We start from the raw sequence: 16,245 nt of genomic DNA, 5'->3' as shown, positions 1-16,245 counted from the left end.
TTGGGCGAGCATCTAATTCTGATTTCAGAATTTTAAAACTTTCTTCAATTCTATATAAATTCGAATAAGAATTTATTATTTGCAATTCATCCATTTTGGTTTCTGATGTTACTTGCAAATTAAATCCACAAATTTTTAAATCTTCTTCAATTTTGTCATAGTCAACTTCAAATTCAACGTCATTTTTTACACTGCTTTTAATATACTTATTTGTTTGCCTAAAGAAATCTTTTATATTGATACTTATTCATGTTTATTGCTTTGTGAGCAAGTTTTAATGTTTCTTTTCCATTTTTTATTTCAATTTTTATTTTGTCATTAATTTCTTTAACTAGCTCAATGAAATATTTTTCAGGATCATTTATACCACTTTTAAAAAGTTTTGATGACAGTCCTATTGCTTTTACTGATTAACTAACGACCTTCTTTATTTTTTTCTCATAAAAAGTTTCGTATATTCGAAAATAAACATCATCTTTTTTTCTTTGTTCTTTTAAGATAATAAGCCATTTTTAACCTATTTTTTATGTATTTTAAGCACTAAAAAGCACTATGTTAAATATACATAAAATTTATAAAATATTTTAAAAAAATACACAATTTAGTGTATTTTTGAATTAACTGCTTTATATTTTTAAAATAAGGTGGTGCTCTTTCGAAAGTCAAGGCCCTTATGGTACAATATTATTAATTAATGTTCAAAATATTAATCTGCATATAAATAATTAGTTATTAACTTTTGATGATATATAGGAGTGCAATAATGATAGTAAAAGCAACGAATATAGAAACAATTTTCGAACAAAATAACCAATATACAATCCCTATTTTTCAGCGTTTATATAGTTGAGATACAAGTAATTGTAATAGACTTTGAAACGACATTTTACAGATACAAAGCCAGAATAAAAAAAGTCATTTTTTAGGTTCAATTGTTAGTGTTCTTGAAGAAGAAGATATTGCTGGTGCAAATAAGTACATGATTATTGACGGACAACAAAGAATAACTACTTTAACTTTGTTATTGATTGCATTGAGAAATATCGTTTTTAATGATTTGAAACTATGTAAATCGGAGATAAGCACCGATGAATCTACAAATAATAATTGCAAATTGAAATTAATAGAAGAGAAATCGAAATCATTAGAGTCATTAAACAAATTTTTATTAAATACCAATGAATCTGACGATAAAAAATATAAACTATTATTAACAGAAGATGATAGGGTTGTTTTTAACTGTTTAATTGATAAACCTGATGAAAATTGAAATTTGCCCGAAAAAGTTAAATCAAAAATACTAAATTCTTATAATTTCTTTAAAAATAGTATTCAAAATAGTATTATCAAAAATGAATTTGATTTAGAAAAACTCTTAGAAGCAATTGGTAAGCTTCAAATTGTATCAATAATACTAAAGCATGGAGAAGATGACCCGCAAAGTATATTTGAATGTTTAAACTCGACTGGAAAAGTATTATCTCAATCTGATTTAGTTAGAAACTATATATTAATGAATTTTAGTGGAAAAAATCAAAAAGAATTATATAAAGAATACTGAAAACCTTTTGAAAAATTATTTGAAGGTGCAAATCAAGATATCCACATGGATGATTTTATTAGAGATTATTTGAGTATTAAACTTAATAAAATTTTTAGAAAAGACAAAATATATAAACAATTTAAAGATTGAAGCGGTAATAATAACTTTGAAAGTATCAAAGAACTTTGTGCCGATATGAGAAATATGGCTGAAATTTATATTAATATCAAAACTCCTAAAAAATTTAGTGAAAAATTAAATAAATTATTTGAAGAAATTAATATACTAGACATAAGTGTTATGAACCCATTTTTAATGGTAATTCTTAAAAAATTTAAAGATGAAAAAATTTTTCAAAATGATTTAATTGAAATTCTTAAATTGTGTATTAGCTATGTTTTGAGAAGAAGTATATGTGGAATGGCTACGAATGCATTGAACAAAGTATTTTTGGCTTTGGCAAAGTCTGCAAATGAAAATTTTGATGGTAACTATTTAAATTCAATAAAAGCATTTTTTAAACAAGCAAATAATTATAATAAATTTCCTGATGATGAAGAATTTAAAAAAGCTTTTAAAAATAGCCAGATATATAAAAAGACATATATTAAATACATTTTGACCAAATTGGAACATTATGACACTAAAAATGTAATGGTTACAGGCAATATGTCAATCGAACACATTATGCCACAAAATAAAAATCTTTCCAAAGAATGAAAAAACATGCTGAAAGCTAATTCTAATGATAAATGAGAAGAAGTTCAAGATAAGTATCTTCACACAATTGGTAATTTAACATTAACAAATTATAATTCTGAAATGGGGGATAGAACATTCGAAGATAAAAGAACAATTAGAGGTGGATTTAATGATACACCATTACGGATTAATAAATATGTTGTTGAACAATCTGAATGGACCAAAGAACAGATAGTAGAAAGAGCTGATCAATTAAGTGTAATAGCATTGAAAATATGAAACTATCCATATATCACGGAAGAAGAATTAGAACATTATAAAAAGATAATGACAAAAATAAACCAATTTACACAATTGATTCATATGATATCAGTGATAAAGCTAGAGTTTTATTTGATAATCTTGAAGAAAAAATTCTTAAACTTAAAGATGTAAGTAGAAATTATACAAAAATTTATATTGCTTATAAATTTAAAAGTAATTTTGTTTGCATAGTTTTTAGAAAAAAAGGATTAACTATTGTTGTTGATATGAAAGTTAATGAAATAAACAACCCTCAAGAAGTACCGTTAGAAGACATTTCTAAAGTAGGCAGTTGAGGAACTGGCGACACAAAAATAATTTTAAATAATCTAAAAGATGTGGACGATGTTATGGATATCATTAAACAATCTTACGAATTACAAAAAAATAAATAGTTTAATAAAAAACCTAATAACAAATATTGAAATTAAAATATTTGTTATTAGGTTTTTTTAATATTTAAATAGGATTTTGAGTAGATTATTTAGCATTTTTTTCAGTTGATTTAACATATAAATACAAAACTTGACTTTCACAAATTTTCATAAAAAAATGATGCTTTTTTATTTAAAATTTTTTTAGTTCATTTTGAGAAAAATAATAATTTAATAATTTAGCCGATAATTCATCAGCAATTTCTTCTAATTCTTTCGTTCTTGATAATAAGTTTATATACTTATTTTTATATTGGATTTTTGTACATTGTAAAACTCTAATAGCCCTAAAAATCGTATTTGCATTATATTTATTTTCGAAAAATTTGAATTCTAAAAAGTCTTGTGAAAAGCACTGATATATTGCAAAACAAGAAATGCCCTATGATTGAATCTTCTTTCTTTTGATGGTCCTTTTTTTCGAAAGTCAAGACTTGATAATATCTTGAAAATCACCAGAATATCGATGATTTTGAAGTACATTTAATTATACTTTAGCATCATTTAAATTTTTCTTATGATCAATCATTTCCTTTTCATTTGTATCTTCTTTTTGGTTTGTGGTACATCCAATTAATAAGGGCACACCAGAAGTTAGTTAAATCACTCATAACAATTTAAATAGTTTCTTCTTTGACATATATTTCTTCCCTAATATTTTTCATTAGCAAAAATATGAAATAATTGAATTTAAGTTACCATAATATAAAAATTCGTAATCTAAAACTTGACTTTTGAAAATTTTCCCTGTTTGCAATGTCAATTTCACCTAATTTGTATGATTTAAGTATATCAAAATCCAGGTCTTTTAAAAGTTTATTCCTATCTTCAGAACTCATCTTTTTAATTGATTTTCCAAAAATATATTCATACCTTGATTCAATGCTTTCTATTATATTATTAGCTGTATTTAAGCTTTTATCTGCAATTTGTATTGTTTTTTCAGATATATTTATTGAATTTTTCATGTCTCTAATAGTTTTATATAACATTGGTTTCTCAGATTGATTTCTTAGGAAAATCTTTATATTTAAAGGTATCATATCTGCACCTAAAAGCAAACTCATTGAAACGATAGGATTAACCCTTCTTTCTTTGATGGTCCTTTTTTTCTAAAGTCATTTTCTTGATTAATTCGAAAATAAAAATTTGTAAAATCGAAATATGTATTAGACCAGGAAAAATAACTCGGAAGTGTCCGAATGATTTTTCCAGTCTAATCGGAATTAGAACAAGTTGTTTCTAAAAAACAAGCAAAAGAAATTTATAATTTTTACAATAATGACAAAGATAATAAAAGTTCAACTTTTATTGTTTTTTTAAAAAAGGTGATTATGCTTTAAAATAAATAGACATCACAAAAAAAAAAAAAAACTTTAAAAGCCTTAATTTTAGGTTAATTATGTGTTTTTGTTCAAAATGTCTTATTTTCATATTTTTTCTTGTTCTTTTTAAAACATTGCAAAAAGTTGTAAAATACAAGTACATAAATATTTGTTTGTAAAAACAAAAAGGAGAAAATTATGAAGAAAAAACTTTTAAAACCATTATTGGTTAGTGTTTTAGGTTTATCAACCTTGTCAGCCACAATTTCATGTTCATGTGGAAGAAAAGAAGATGTTAAACCAGCAGATAATAAAAAAGATGTAGTTACCCCAATCGAAAAACCTATTGAAAGGGAATACGATAGTGTTAAATTACCAGAATTACCTGAAGCAGAAAAAAGATTTAAATCAATTAGAATGTCTTTAAAAGATTTAACATTTACAGTTTCAAATGTTCCTGCAAAATACAACCAATACTCTAATAAAGTTGAAAAAGCTACAGTTGTTTATGAAGCAAAACTCAGTGATGCAAAAAATACTATTAAAGAATTAGAATTCGATTCACCATTTTACGCAACATATAAAACAGATTCGCAAAAATTAGAATTAAAAGGAAATGTTACATTGCCGCAAGAAGCTACAGTTGATGGTGAAAAAGTTAAAGTTGTCGAATACAAAGTTAAACAAGTTAAACTCGAAGGCACAACATACAACTTAGATCAACCAATTGTTGGCAATCCAAATAATACAGTTGTAGATATTTTAGATATTCATTCAAAAGATAACAAACTTTACATTGAATTTAGCGAAGACATTAGTAATCACTTATTCCACATAAGTGCGGTTAAAAATGGTAACTCAAATGAGCAAATTAATGATAACAAAATTGATTTTAAAGTTATGAAAAGAGAAGGCGCTCAAACAAACACAATTCTTGAAGTTTCATTAAAAGGAACATTAGATGAAGATCTATACTTTGCTGAGTTAAGCAAAATTATGCTTAAAAAAGACGGACACTACCACTTATCTGTTTTCCATTCACCATGAATTGAAAACGATAAAGAAAAATTCCGTATTCAAGTTAAAGACAAACCAAGAGAATACAGAAGTGTTGCTTTACCACAAATGCCTGAAGAATCACAAAGATTCCAGTCAATTAGAATGACATTAAAAGATTTATCATTTACAGTTTCAAATACACCAGAAAAATACAACCAATACTCTAATAAAGTTGAAAATGCTACAGTTGTTTATGAAGCAAAACTTAGTGATGCAGAAAACACTGTTAAAGTATTAGAATTTAATTCTCAATTTTATGCAACATACAAAGCTGATACACAAAAATTAGAATTAAAAGGAAATGTTTCATTACCACAACAAGCAACAGTTAACGGTAAAGAAGTAAATATTGCAGAATATACAATTAAACAAGTTAAACTTGAAAACCAAACATACAACTTAGATCAACCAATCACTGGTAATCCAAATGAATCAGTTGTAAACATTCTTGATGTATATGCAAAAGATAAAAAAGTTTATATTGAATTTAGCGGCGATATTAGCGAATACAAATTCTACTTAAGAGCAAATAAAAATGGAAATTCTTCAAGCGAACTTAAAGAAGAAGCATTAGACTGAGAAGTTGTGAAAAGAGAAGGTAGTGAAGAAAAAAATGTTCTTGAAGTTAGATTAAATGAAGAACATGCAGATGGTGCTTTATATGCACAATTAAACAAAATAATCCTTAAAAAAGATGATTACTACCACCTATACTTATTCCATGCACCATATGCAAATAACGATAGTTCAAAAATTCAAATCAAAGTAAAAGATGATTTAAAACTTGTGAAATTACCAGAAGCAAGAGAAGAATCAAAGAGAACAAGAAACGGAAAACAAATTGTTACTAACTACACAGGTGAAGCTCCAAAAGGTACTTATGAAAGTTCATCAACAACTGTAGAAAGAAAATTTGCAAAAATGGTTTTAGGGATTGGTGACCCTAGTGATCCAAAATCAGTGAAATATTCTACTTCTGAAAGAAGGGATATAATTCATGTTCTTGCTAAAACAGATAAAATAGCAGTAGAAGGTGCTCATCCAGTTCCTGCAACATATGAAGAAAACGGCAGAACAGTTGAAGTTGAAAAATTCTTTGTTAAAAGTGTTATTATAGATGAAAAAGAATATGTTTTTGATGCACCTGTAGTAAAGAACGCAAAAGAATTTAATAGAGAATCGCCATCAATTATTGATACATATGTTATTGATAATAAACTTTATGTAGAATTTGATAAAAACATAAAATCAAAAATGTTTAATATCAGCTTTATAAAAGATAGCAACCCTTTTAGTTGAACTAGTGATGAAGATGTTGAATTTCAAGTTTTAACAAAAGAAGGTAGTGATGTTGAAAATACAATCCTTCAAATATGACCTACTTCTAAATTATCATCTTCAGATACAAGAGTAATCCAATTATCTAGAATCGCTACATTAGAAGGGACACTTATTACTACTTATACATTTCAATTTTTAGGAAATGACTCAAAAGACATTGAAATCAAATTAAAAGATAATTAAGAAATAAAAATAAAGCCGATATGGCTTTATTTTTTTGCTAATATTGTTAGAACTTCAATATGGTTAGTGTTTGGAAACATATCAAATCCCTGAACATATTTTATTTTATAACCATGTTTAGTGAAGTCCTTTAAATCTCTAATAAGTGTTCTTGGATTACATGAAATATAAGCAATATTATTCATGTTGTTTTGTGAAATGAAATCGATTATATCGCTATTTAAACCGCTTCTGGGCGGATCGAATATAGTAAGAGAATCATCAGTATATTTTGATATGATATTTACTGATTTAAAGACGTCATTTGCATAATAATCATAATTACTTAAATCATTTAGTATAGCATTATTATTTGCATCTAATATGGCTTCTTTAACAATATCAATCCCCATAACTTTTTGGTTTTTGTTTGCGATTAAGTTCGAGATAACACCAACACCACAAAAGATATCTAATAATGTTTTTTTGCTATCATGATTAAGTTCTTTTAACTTTGAAAAAAGTTTAGCTGCTACATTATTATTAACTTGGAAAAATGATTGAGAGTTAACTATAAATCTTTTATCTAGTAAGCTTAAATAAAAATCTTCTTTTTTAAATAGTTCAATAACTTTATTATTCTTAATAACTGAAAGATTAATTATATAATCAATTTGAAATAATTTTTCCTGTAATTTTTTTGGTAAATCAAAATCACTATGCAAGTTAACTAAAACTTGCATTTTGTTTTCTTGATTAACTCTTAAGGTTATTTCTTTAAATAAATTTAAATTACTTTGTTTGCTGATTGTTTCAAAGTGTTGGTTTATGATGTTAAGAATTTGATCTAAAGCTTTATTGATTAGATGATTATTAAGTAGATCATTTGATACTTCGTCTGTAATATCATTGGAATCTTTTATAAAAGTTCCAATAACTAATTTATTATTAAGAACTGTTAATGGGTATTTAGCTTTATTACGATAGTTAAAAATATGATCACTAGGTACAAAGTTTTGTAAGTTATCAAATAATAAATTTCTTTTAAATAAATTTATTAAATATTGATCTTTGTAATCTATTTGTTTTTGGTACTGTAAGTTAACAAGAGGCATTGAATCAGTTTGTTTGATATCCAAGTCATTACGATCATTTGATCTTTTTATTAATTCAATTACGTTTGCTTTTGCATATTTAGCAAATTTTTTAGTGACCTTAATTTTAGCAACTTCACCTGGAAAAAAGTCTTTGATTATAATAGGGTAATTATCGATCCTAAAAACACCTAAACCTTCATAACTTAATTCTTGACATGTGACTGTGAGAATGTCGTTTTCTTTAATTTTACTCATCTTTGCAGATGTATAAAACATCTATTCTTCCGTATCTTTTTGCTTTAAATGTTCTTAAACCAGAAGGTATAATAATACTTTTTACACTATTTGTTTCTATTATAATTTCACCATTTTCAATTAATAAGTCTTTTTCAGCAATTGTTTTTAAGGTTTTATTTACTAGTTCATATTCATGATATGGTGCATCAATAAAAATAAAATCAAATTGCTCTGAAGTTTTTTCTAAAAATACTAAAGCATCATTATTTAGGATTTTTAAATTTGAATCGTTAATATATGCAACATTTTTGGAAAGCACATTAAATACTTCGCGATTTTTTTCAATTGCAGTTGCTGATGATGTTCCCCTGCTTATTGCTTCTATTGATAAAGCTCCTGATCCTGCAAAAAGGTCTAAAACTTTTTTGTCTACGATTTTAAATTGTAATGAAGAGAAAATAGCTTCACGAACTTTATCTGTTGTTGGTCTTGTGATTTTTAAATTAGGTTCTTCAATTTTAAGATTGCGATATTTTCCACTAATTATTCTTAACATGTTCATTTCCTTTTTAATAAAACACAAATTTTACAATTTGTGCTTTTAAGATTATTTTTCAACTTTTCTAATCATTTCCATTGAAATGATAATTTCAACTTGTTTTCCGTAGCTTTCACTTTTGAGTGTAACTGTGTTTTCTTTTGAGTTAATTGAAAGAATTTCTCCATCTTTACCGATGTAGATCCCATCAATAATTTCTACAAAGTCACCAACTGTGTAACCAAAAACATTTTCTCCAACATCAAATGCACGTTGGAATTCTGCTTCTTGTTGCATCATTTTTTTGATTTCTAAATTACTTAATGGGGTAGGTTTTGCTCCTTTTCCTGATGATCCAATAAGTCCTGTAACATATTGAGTGTTACGTACTAAGAATCAAGCTTCATCAGACATATGCATTTTTGCAAAGATGTATCCTGGATATAAGTTAACATATTTAACTTTGTAATCTAAACCTTCATTTTTCTTTTGGAATTCTTTTTGAGATAAAGTAGGTTTTTTAAATATTTTAAAAGCTGATCCATTATTAGCGTTTAAGTCAAAGTCATGAATCAATCCTTCAGCTTGAATACGGTTGTTTAATGATTCTAAAACTTGGTCTTCTTTACCTCTAATTGTTGAAATCATATATCATTTAATTTGTGTCATAAGTATCTCCAATTTAATATTAGCTTAAACCTAATGTACTTCATAATTGTGTAAGTCCATATGTTATTAATGAAACAAAAATAGTAAATAAAATTGCAAAGATTATAGTTATAATAAAGTTCTTTTTGTTTGTTTTGAAATCAGGTCAACGAACTCTTTTGATTTCTTTAACTACTTTTCTTAATCAATATTTTTTAACTCTTTTTGGTTTTTCTTTTTTATTTGTTTGGCTAGTTAAAAGGCTTTCTTTATTTTCCATTACTAAACCTCTTCTTTGTGTGTTGTATGAATTCCGCAGTGAATGCAAAACTTTTTAACAACTAAACGTTTTGCATTTCCTAAACTTTTATTTGTATAATAATTTTTTCTACGACATTCTTCGCAAGATAAAGCTACTTTATTGGTTTGTTTCATAGTTTTTATTTTACCACAAATTCAAGTTTTCTTAAATCCATATTTGCTTGCGTGATATAAAAAAGAAGTCGTAAAACTTCTTTTTATAATTATAATGATTTTTTAATATTTTCAACTAATAAATTTAATTCTTTTTGTTTTGATTCAACAAATTCTTGCGCTGTTTGTTTTGAGATTTCTGAAACTTTTGTTCCTAAGATATCAAAGCTTTGTGTTGATTTAGCTCCTAAGAAGTTGAATGTTCCTTTTAATCATTTGATGTGGTCACCTCATGGGTATGTACCAAAGTTAGCGCCTTGTGAACCAATAACCAAAACGTTTAAGTTTGTTAAGAAACCAACTGCGTCTTGTGTTGTTGAGTATTTGTATGAGAATGTTTTGTTAGCAACTGCTACACCATCGATAAAGTTTTTAACAACTGCTGTAGGTCCATAGTTAACCATTGACATAGAAATAACTAATAAATCTGTTTCTTTAAGTTTATCGATTCATTTATCACTTTCAATATCTTGTCAGTATGTTGCTGATGTTTTTGCACTTAAGCTGTATTCTGCAAATTTAGAGTTGTTTAAGTTAACTCTTTCAACTTGATATTCTTTTTTATCAAATAAAGTTTCTAAATAATTCATTGTTGCTGTTGTGTATGAAATTTCTGAATTATTTAATGAACCATCTAAAAATAGTATTTTTTTCATAATTTTAGCTCCTTTTTGCATTTTTTGCAATTTATGACTAAATTATAAACTAATTTAAAAATGTTTGTAATGCTTTTTAAAAAACATAGTCATTGTTGACTATGTTAAAAAATTATTTAAATTTGAATTCTTTTGGAACATTTGATTCTTCAAATCCATTTTGGAATAATCATGTTCTACCTTTATTTCTTTTTAACATTTCATGACGATATGAATTTTGTTGATCTTTTCCTGTTCCATAAATAACATCATATTGTGGTAAGTTATATGTACCATATAAACCTTGATAATCAAATCCGCTTGATCTTAATGCTGCTGATAATCCGACGCTAGCAAATGCATTGGCTGAGTGGAAAATAGCAACGATTTTGTTTTCTTTTGTTCTAATTGAAGAACCTGAAGCTCCACCACCAGGAATATATTGTTTTGGAGCATATGCAAGGTTCATTGAAACATATTGTTTACCATCATTAGATCTATATAAACCATTTCCATTTACAGGTGTACTTAAGAATTGATCATTAATTCCCGGCTTATCAATAAATGTTCTATAACCAATGTTATATGACAGTCAGCTTCCTAATTCAAGTTCTTTTTTCTTGTTAACATCTGTATCACTTGGCGCATGTGATTTATAAAATTTATATGAAGCGTTTGTTCATAAACTAAATGTATTTCTTGCATGTTTTAATTGGTTTTCGTCTTCATATTTATCAAGATAGTAATCTAAGAATTGACCAGAATTTGTTTTTGGATAACCTAAAATATATAAGTTATCAAATTTTTCAAGTTCTGTAGGACCTTTACCTGCTAAAGGAACATTAATTTTGTCATAACTTGTTAAGTAGTCGTAGTTTGCGAATTGCGCCTTTTTCTCAGCAGGAAGATCTGCATAATCATTTGTAATTTCTCTGATTTTTTCTTCAGTATTTTCTTCTGTTTTAGCAAAGTCAACTTCAAAGATTGCAAAGTCAATGTATTCTTTTTTATCAAAACTTTTATCTGCTAAGAAGTTAACTGGGTCTGCTTTTAAATAATCTCTACCATCGAAGATTCTAGTTAAGGCATTTTTACCAAAACCATACATTTTAAACGCATCATCTTGAGTAATAACTTTTAAAGTGTTTAAGATAGAAGGTCTATCTTTTGAAAGCCTTGCTAAACCAAAGCTGACAAATGTATCAGGACTCATCCCATCGATAACGTGTAAGTTTGTTCCAAAGTAGAATTTAGTTGGGTATTTACCATTTTCTGGAATTTCGTAGTCCATAATTCAAGCAGTACCATCTACTCCAGACATTTGTTGATGTAAGTAAGATAATTCATAAAAGTCTGTTGCCTCATCAACAAATTTATTAATTCTTTCTTTTGTATCTTGTTTTAAAACAGTATTAGCATTAACTTTATTTTTAATTTTTTCACGATGTTGTTTGATGTATTCTGTATAAATTTTTGCAGCTTCAGTTTCGCTTCCATTTTCAATGATTAATTGTTGTCAAATACCAATGTTATCTTTGTCATCAACTAATAATTTAACTGCAGCAGGAACACCTTTGATTTTTTTGTATTTATCTAAGAATTCTTTTCTTTTTTCAGTATTTTGAACTCTATTAATTAAGATTGTTAAATCTTCATCATTTTTTAATAATTCACCTGTAATTTTTCTTTCATTTGCATCTGATGAAATTTTTCAGTTAACAATTGAAAACTGATATGTTTGCATAGCGATATTTGAGTATGTTTCATTTGTTATAGTTCTAGCAAGCCCTCTATTTTTTGGACCATCTTTTCTATAGTTATCAACTCATGATGGACCTTTTGGTGTTTCTCCATCTGTTTTGATGTCTAAACCAAGGAAAGTTCCATTTGAGTCATATTTAGGTATTGTCATTCCTAATAAGTTGGCTCTATCATATGTTGGTAAGTTTAAGCTATTTGCTTTTTCATCAAATTTTGCTTTTTCTGCATCTGAAATACCAAGGTTTCTTGGTTGTGAGTTACGTGCTAAGATTGGATCATAGTCTTGGATATCTTTTTTATATCTTTCAACTTGAGTCATTTTTCTATATAAAGAGAACTCTGATTCTTGTTTTTGAGGTGGTTGGATATCCAAAACTTGTTCACGTTTAAATCCTGTTAAAGTAAATTGTTTTGGAGTCTCAATACCTGCGATTTTAACATAAAGTGTAACTGATTGATTGTCACTGTTTTTGATAGGATTTGCAAATTCAACTTTTACAATATCATTAAGTGATTCGATTTTTAATTCATCACTTGAAAGTTTGTTGGTAAATTCATTTGCACTAATGCTTGAAGTTTCAATTGTATTGTTAAATGTTTGATTTTTGATTTTGAAAAGTTGATCAAAGCTTTTGTTAGCAATGAATTTTTTAACTTCTTCACCATTTACTTCTGGGTTATTATTTCTTGAACCATTTGCTCCCGGTGTTCCTTGTGTTCCTGGAATTGGTGTTGAAGGACTTGTGGTGTCTAAGTCATTTGATGGGTCTTTAGTGTCTTTTTTATTTGAATCAGTTTTATCTTTTTGATTATTTTCAACTGGTTGTTTTGAACACGATGCAGCAATAGCGATAGGTATAATACCTAAAGCTGCTAAATTAGATAATAAAAATGATTTAATTTTCTTCATTTTATACCTCCATAATTAAATACAATTTAATTATAAACAATTTATTAAGATTTAATAACTATGAATTAGTAGACAAACTAAAGTTAAATTAGAACCAAAATATATATGAAAAATCAAAGGCTATAACACCTTTGATTTTAGTTTTTTATTATTTTTTTAAGTTAGCAAAGTGAACAACTGTTCTTACTAATTGTGAAACGTATGACATTTCATTATCGTATCATGAGAATAATTTGTATAAGTTTCCTTCTGGTGTAGGTTTAACTGTTGTTAATGCTGAGTCAAAGATTGAACCGAATGTTGAGTTTACGATGTCTGATGAAACGATTTCATCTGTTTCGTATTTCATTGTTTCGTTAGCTGCTTTTTTCATAGCTGCGTTAAGCTCTTCAACTGTTGGTTGTTTTTCTAAGAATACTGATAAGTCAACTAATGATCCTGTTAATAAAGGAACACGAACTGCAATACCATCTAATTTTCCTGAAGCTTCTGGAACTACTAATCCAATAGCTTTAGCAGCACCTGTTGATGTAGGAACCATGTTTGAAGCTGCTGCACGTGCTCTACGTAAGTCTTTGTGTGGAGCATCTTGTAATCTTTGGTCTCCTGTGTAAGCGTGGATTGTTGTCATGTATCCTGATTTAATTCCGAATTCATCAACTAAAACTTTAACCATAGGAGCTAAGCTGTTTGTTGTACATGATGCAGCTGAAATAACTGTATCATTTGCATCTAAAATGTCGTGGTTAACGTTGTAAACAACTGTTTTAACATCTTTATCTGATGGAGCTGAAACAACAACTTTTTTAGCACCAGCTTTTAAGTGTTTTTCTGCACCTTCACGTTTTGTAAAGAACCCTGTTGATTCAACAACTAAGTCAATTCCTAATTCTGCTCATGGTAAGTTTTCTGGGTCTCTTTCAGCTGTAACTTTAATTTCTTTACCATTAACAATAATAGCACCTTCTTTAGCTTCTACTGTTGCATTTAATCTCCCAAATGCTGTATCGAATTTTAATAAGTGAGCTAATGTTTTTGCATCTGTTAAATCATTAACAGCAACTACCTCTAAGTTTGATCCTGATTCTAATAATCTACGGAAGAATAATCTACCGATTCTACCGAATCCGTTAATTGCTACTTTTTTCATATTTTTCCTTTCTTATAGATAACTTTTTACAAAGTTTCTGAATTTTAATAATATATTATTTTTGTGTAAAATCGATTTACAACACTATTATAATAAATTTTTAGATTATTATATAGTTAAAATGATCCAATAATTCAAATAATATATAAACATTAACATATTAACAAATTATTTTGTTAAAGTTACTCTTTTTTTAGATTCATATTGATAATCAGTTGCATATAATTGACCATCTGAAAAATCTAATTTAATAGAATTTGGTAATTTATCTTTTTGAGCATAAAAGATTTTAACTCTTTTGTTTTCAATGATTAAATATGCTCCTGGATTTGATGAGAAAGCTCTAATTTTGTTAAATGCTTGTTCTGTTGTTAAACTAGGCTCTAAAATTGCATCTTCTTTTCTTAATTTTGGAGATAAAACAACTTTTGATTCATCTTGTTTAATAGCTTTAAAATTACCTTTTGCAAAATCAAACAATCAAGCACTAATTTTTTCTTTCGCAAGAACTGAAAGTTTTGCAAAAATTGAATCCGATGTGTCTTTATCTAAAATATCAATTTTTGCTTTGAAAATAATATCTCCAGCATCCATTGCCTTAGTCATATAAATTAAATTGATTCCAGTTTCTTTATCTCCATTTCAAAGAGAATGTTGAATAGGGGCTGCGCCTCTATATTTAGGTAATAAAGAACCATGGATATTAATTGAGGCTATTTTAGCCAATTCCAAAACATTTGTTGGAATGTATTGTCCAAATGCACAAGTTAACAAAATATCGTAATCTAATTCTTTTAATTCTTGATATATTTCTCCAATTTTTTCTGGTTGAAATAACTTAATGTTATATTTTTCAGCGAGTAATTTTGTTGGTGTTGGAAGTAATTTATATCCTCTATTTGCTGGTCTATCTGGTTGCGATACAATTGCAACAACGTTGAAGTTTTTAATAACTTCTTCAAAAGCTGGAACAGAAAATTCTGGTGTCCCTGCTAAAACTATTTTTAAATTATTCATATTCGCTAATTCACACCTTTTCTAAAGAAATCTTATCAATTAAGAAAATCATTTTTTGAACAATAGGTGAATTAACATCTATTGATTCTGTTGATGATTTTTTGAATAATTGTTTGAATAAATCATCAAAGTTGTAATAAGCACCAAAGAAAGTTTTTAATTCAGGATTTTGATATCTATTTCATAAAATAGGTATAAAGATACTTTCTAAAAATCATTTTGAAACATTTTTAAACCCGATTTCATCGAAAATTAAAACATCAACTGTTGAGAAGTCTTTAATTAATATATCAATATCAATATCTCTTTTTTCAAAGCTTCTTCTAATTTTATCATCTAACATATTGATATCAATGTAAGCTACTTCTTTACCAATTAAGGCATATTCATTTGCAATTACGCTCAAAATATAACTTCTATTTGATTTAATATTTCCACTTAAATAAAGCGAATTTGCTTTGATTGGATCTTTTAAAAATTCATTAATGTATTCGATAATATCACTGTGATCTGAATCAAGTTTTAATTTTGAAGTTTTAATTAAATGATTCGTAATTGGTTTAGAAAACTCTTTAAACATGATGTTTTGTTCAATCTTAAATTCATTATTTAAATTATTTTGAACTGCGCGCTTACCAACTCTTAATTGATTGTTATCATTTCTATATAAAACTGTTTCTCATAAAAGATTTGTTTTATTTTTTTGCTCTTCATTAATAATGAATAAAGTAGGCACAAATTTTAGAATTTCTGCATCAGTCATTTCAAGATCGGTTATTATTTTTCCGATAATTTTATTTTTCTTTGCATCATTTAGAATTACATTGTTATCAATTTTTGAACTAATAATTTTTTTGAATTTTTCATCTTGCATGAAAGCAAAATCTATTTTTTTAGGATCATTCATAA

At 26.9% G+C, this 16,245-nt stretch carries 14 protein-coding genes; 3 read left to right on the top strand and 11 right to left on the bottom strand.

The features are described from left to right. The first annotated feature begins 763 nt into the window (after positions 1 to 763). Positions 764 to 2,680, top strand: a complete 1,917-nt coding sequence (locus tag D2846_RS01995) for a DUF262 domain-containing protein (protein ID WP_170128422.1) — start codon at positions 764 to 766, stop codon at positions 2,678 to 2,680. Beyond that, positions 2,590 to 2,943: a DUF5655 domain-containing protein gene (locus D2846_RS03565; protein WP_220096525.1), complete on the top strand. Its 354-nt coding sequence runs from the start codon at positions 2,590 to 2,592 to the stop codon at positions 2,941 to 2,943. The genes D2846_RS01995 and D2846_RS03565 overlap by 91 nt, the downstream gene beginning before the upstream one ends. A gap of 734 nt (positions 2,944 to 3,677) precedes the next feature. Here D2846_RS03565 and D2846_RS01990 read toward each other — a convergent pair. After that, a complete protein-coding gene (locus tag D2846_RS01990) occupies positions 3,678 to 4,049 on the bottom strand; it encodes a hypothetical protein (protein ID WP_117275344.1) in 372 nt (123 codons plus the stop codon). 456 nt (positions 4,050 to 4,505) lie between these two features. Between D2846_RS01990 and D2846_RS01985 the strand changes: the two genes are divergently transcribed. Continuing rightward, on the top strand, positions 4,506 to 6,890 hold the full coding sequence (locus D2846_RS01985; RefSeq protein ID WP_117275342.1) for a hypothetical protein: 2,385 nt from the start codon (positions 4,506 to 4,508) through the stop codon (positions 6,888 to 6,890). Between the two features lie 26 nt (positions 6,891 to 6,916). On the opposite strand, the gene rlmD is transcribed toward D2846_RS01985, so the two are convergent. The 10 genes from rlmD to D2846_RS01935 form a co-directional block, all read right to left on the bottom strand. Further along, a complete protein-coding gene (rlmD, locus tag D2846_RS01980) occupies positions 6,917 to 8,221 on the bottom strand; it encodes a 23S rRNA (uracil(1939)-C(5))-methyltransferase RlmD (RefSeq protein ID WP_223211500.1) in 1,305 nt (434 codons plus the stop codon). Next, the gene (gene rsmD / locus D2846_RS01975) at positions 8,214 to 8,759 is read right to left on the bottom strand and encodes a 16S rRNA (guanine(966)-N(2))-methyltransferase RsmD (protein WP_235657963.1); all 546 of its coding nucleotides are present in this window, start codon (positions 8,757 to 8,759) and stop codon (positions 8,214 to 8,216) included. Before rsmD ends, rlmD begins: the two co-directional genes overlap by 8 nt. A 51-nt stretch (positions 8,760 to 8,810) precedes the next feature. Further along, positions 8,811 to 9,410 (bottom strand): transcription termination/antitermination protein NusG, encoded by a 600-nt coding sequence (gene nusG, locus D2846_RS01970; RefSeq protein WP_117275336.1) that lies wholly within the window; start codon positions 9,408 to 9,410, stop codon positions 8,811 to 8,813. Positions 9,411 to 9,429: 19 nt separating this feature from the next. Further along, positions 9,430 to 9,669, bottom strand: a complete 240-nt coding sequence (gene secE / locus D2846_RS01965; protein ID WP_117275334.1) for a preprotein translocase subunit SecE — start codon at positions 9,667 to 9,669, stop codon at positions 9,430 to 9,432. Positions 9,670 to 9,671: 2 nt separating this feature from the next. Beyond that, the gene (gene rpmG, locus D2846_RS01960; RefSeq protein ID WP_117275332.1) at positions 9,672 to 9,824 is read right to left on the bottom strand and encodes a 50S ribosomal protein L33; all 153 of its coding nucleotides are present in this window, start codon (positions 9,822 to 9,824) and stop codon (positions 9,672 to 9,674) included. Between the two features lie 89 nt (positions 9,825 to 9,913). Then, complete coding sequence (locus D2846_RS01955; protein WP_117275330.1) at positions 9,914 to 10,519, bottom strand: FMN-dependent NADH-azoreductase; 606 nt, start codon at positions 10,517 to 10,519, stop codon at positions 9,914 to 9,916. Positions 10,520 to 10,631: 112 nt separating this feature from the next. Beyond that, positions 10,632 to 13,169 carry an Ig-specific serine endopeptidase MIP gene (mip, locus tag D2846_RS01950; RefSeq protein ID WP_117275328.1) on the bottom strand — a complete coding sequence of 846 codons (2,538 nt, stop codon included), beginning with the start codon at positions 13,167 to 13,169 and terminating at the stop codon, positions 10,632 to 10,634. A gap of 148 nt (positions 13,170 to 13,317) precedes the next feature. Continuing rightward, positions 13,318 to 14,319: a type I glyceraldehyde-3-phosphate dehydrogenase gene (gene gap / locus D2846_RS01945; RefSeq protein WP_117275326.1), complete on the bottom strand. Its 1,002-nt coding sequence runs from the start codon at positions 14,317 to 14,319 to the stop codon at positions 13,318 to 13,320. Between the two features lie 168 nt (positions 14,320 to 14,487). Beyond that, entirely contained in the window at positions 14,488 to 15,336 is an 849-nt protein-coding gene (gene fmt, locus D2846_RS01940; RefSeq protein ID WP_117275324.1) for a methionyl-tRNA formyltransferase, read from the bottom strand. Further along, positions 15,329 to 16,243, bottom strand: a complete 915-nt coding sequence (locus tag D2846_RS01935) for a hypothetical protein (protein ID WP_117275322.1) — start codon at positions 16,241 to 16,243, stop codon at positions 15,329 to 15,331. Before D2846_RS01935 ends, fmt begins: the two co-directional genes overlap by 8 nt. Positions 16,244 to 16,245 lie beyond the last annotated feature (2 nt).

It is taken from the genome of Mycoplasmopsis edwardii (assembly GCF_900476105.1).
GTDB classification, from domain to species: Bacteria; Bacillota_I; Bacilli_A; order Mycoplasmatales; family Metamycoplasmataceae; genus Mycoplasmopsis; species Mycoplasmopsis edwardii.
The sequence above is the reverse complement of the archived record's forward strand: the minus strand, read 5'-3'. Positions and strand labels throughout refer to the sequence as shown.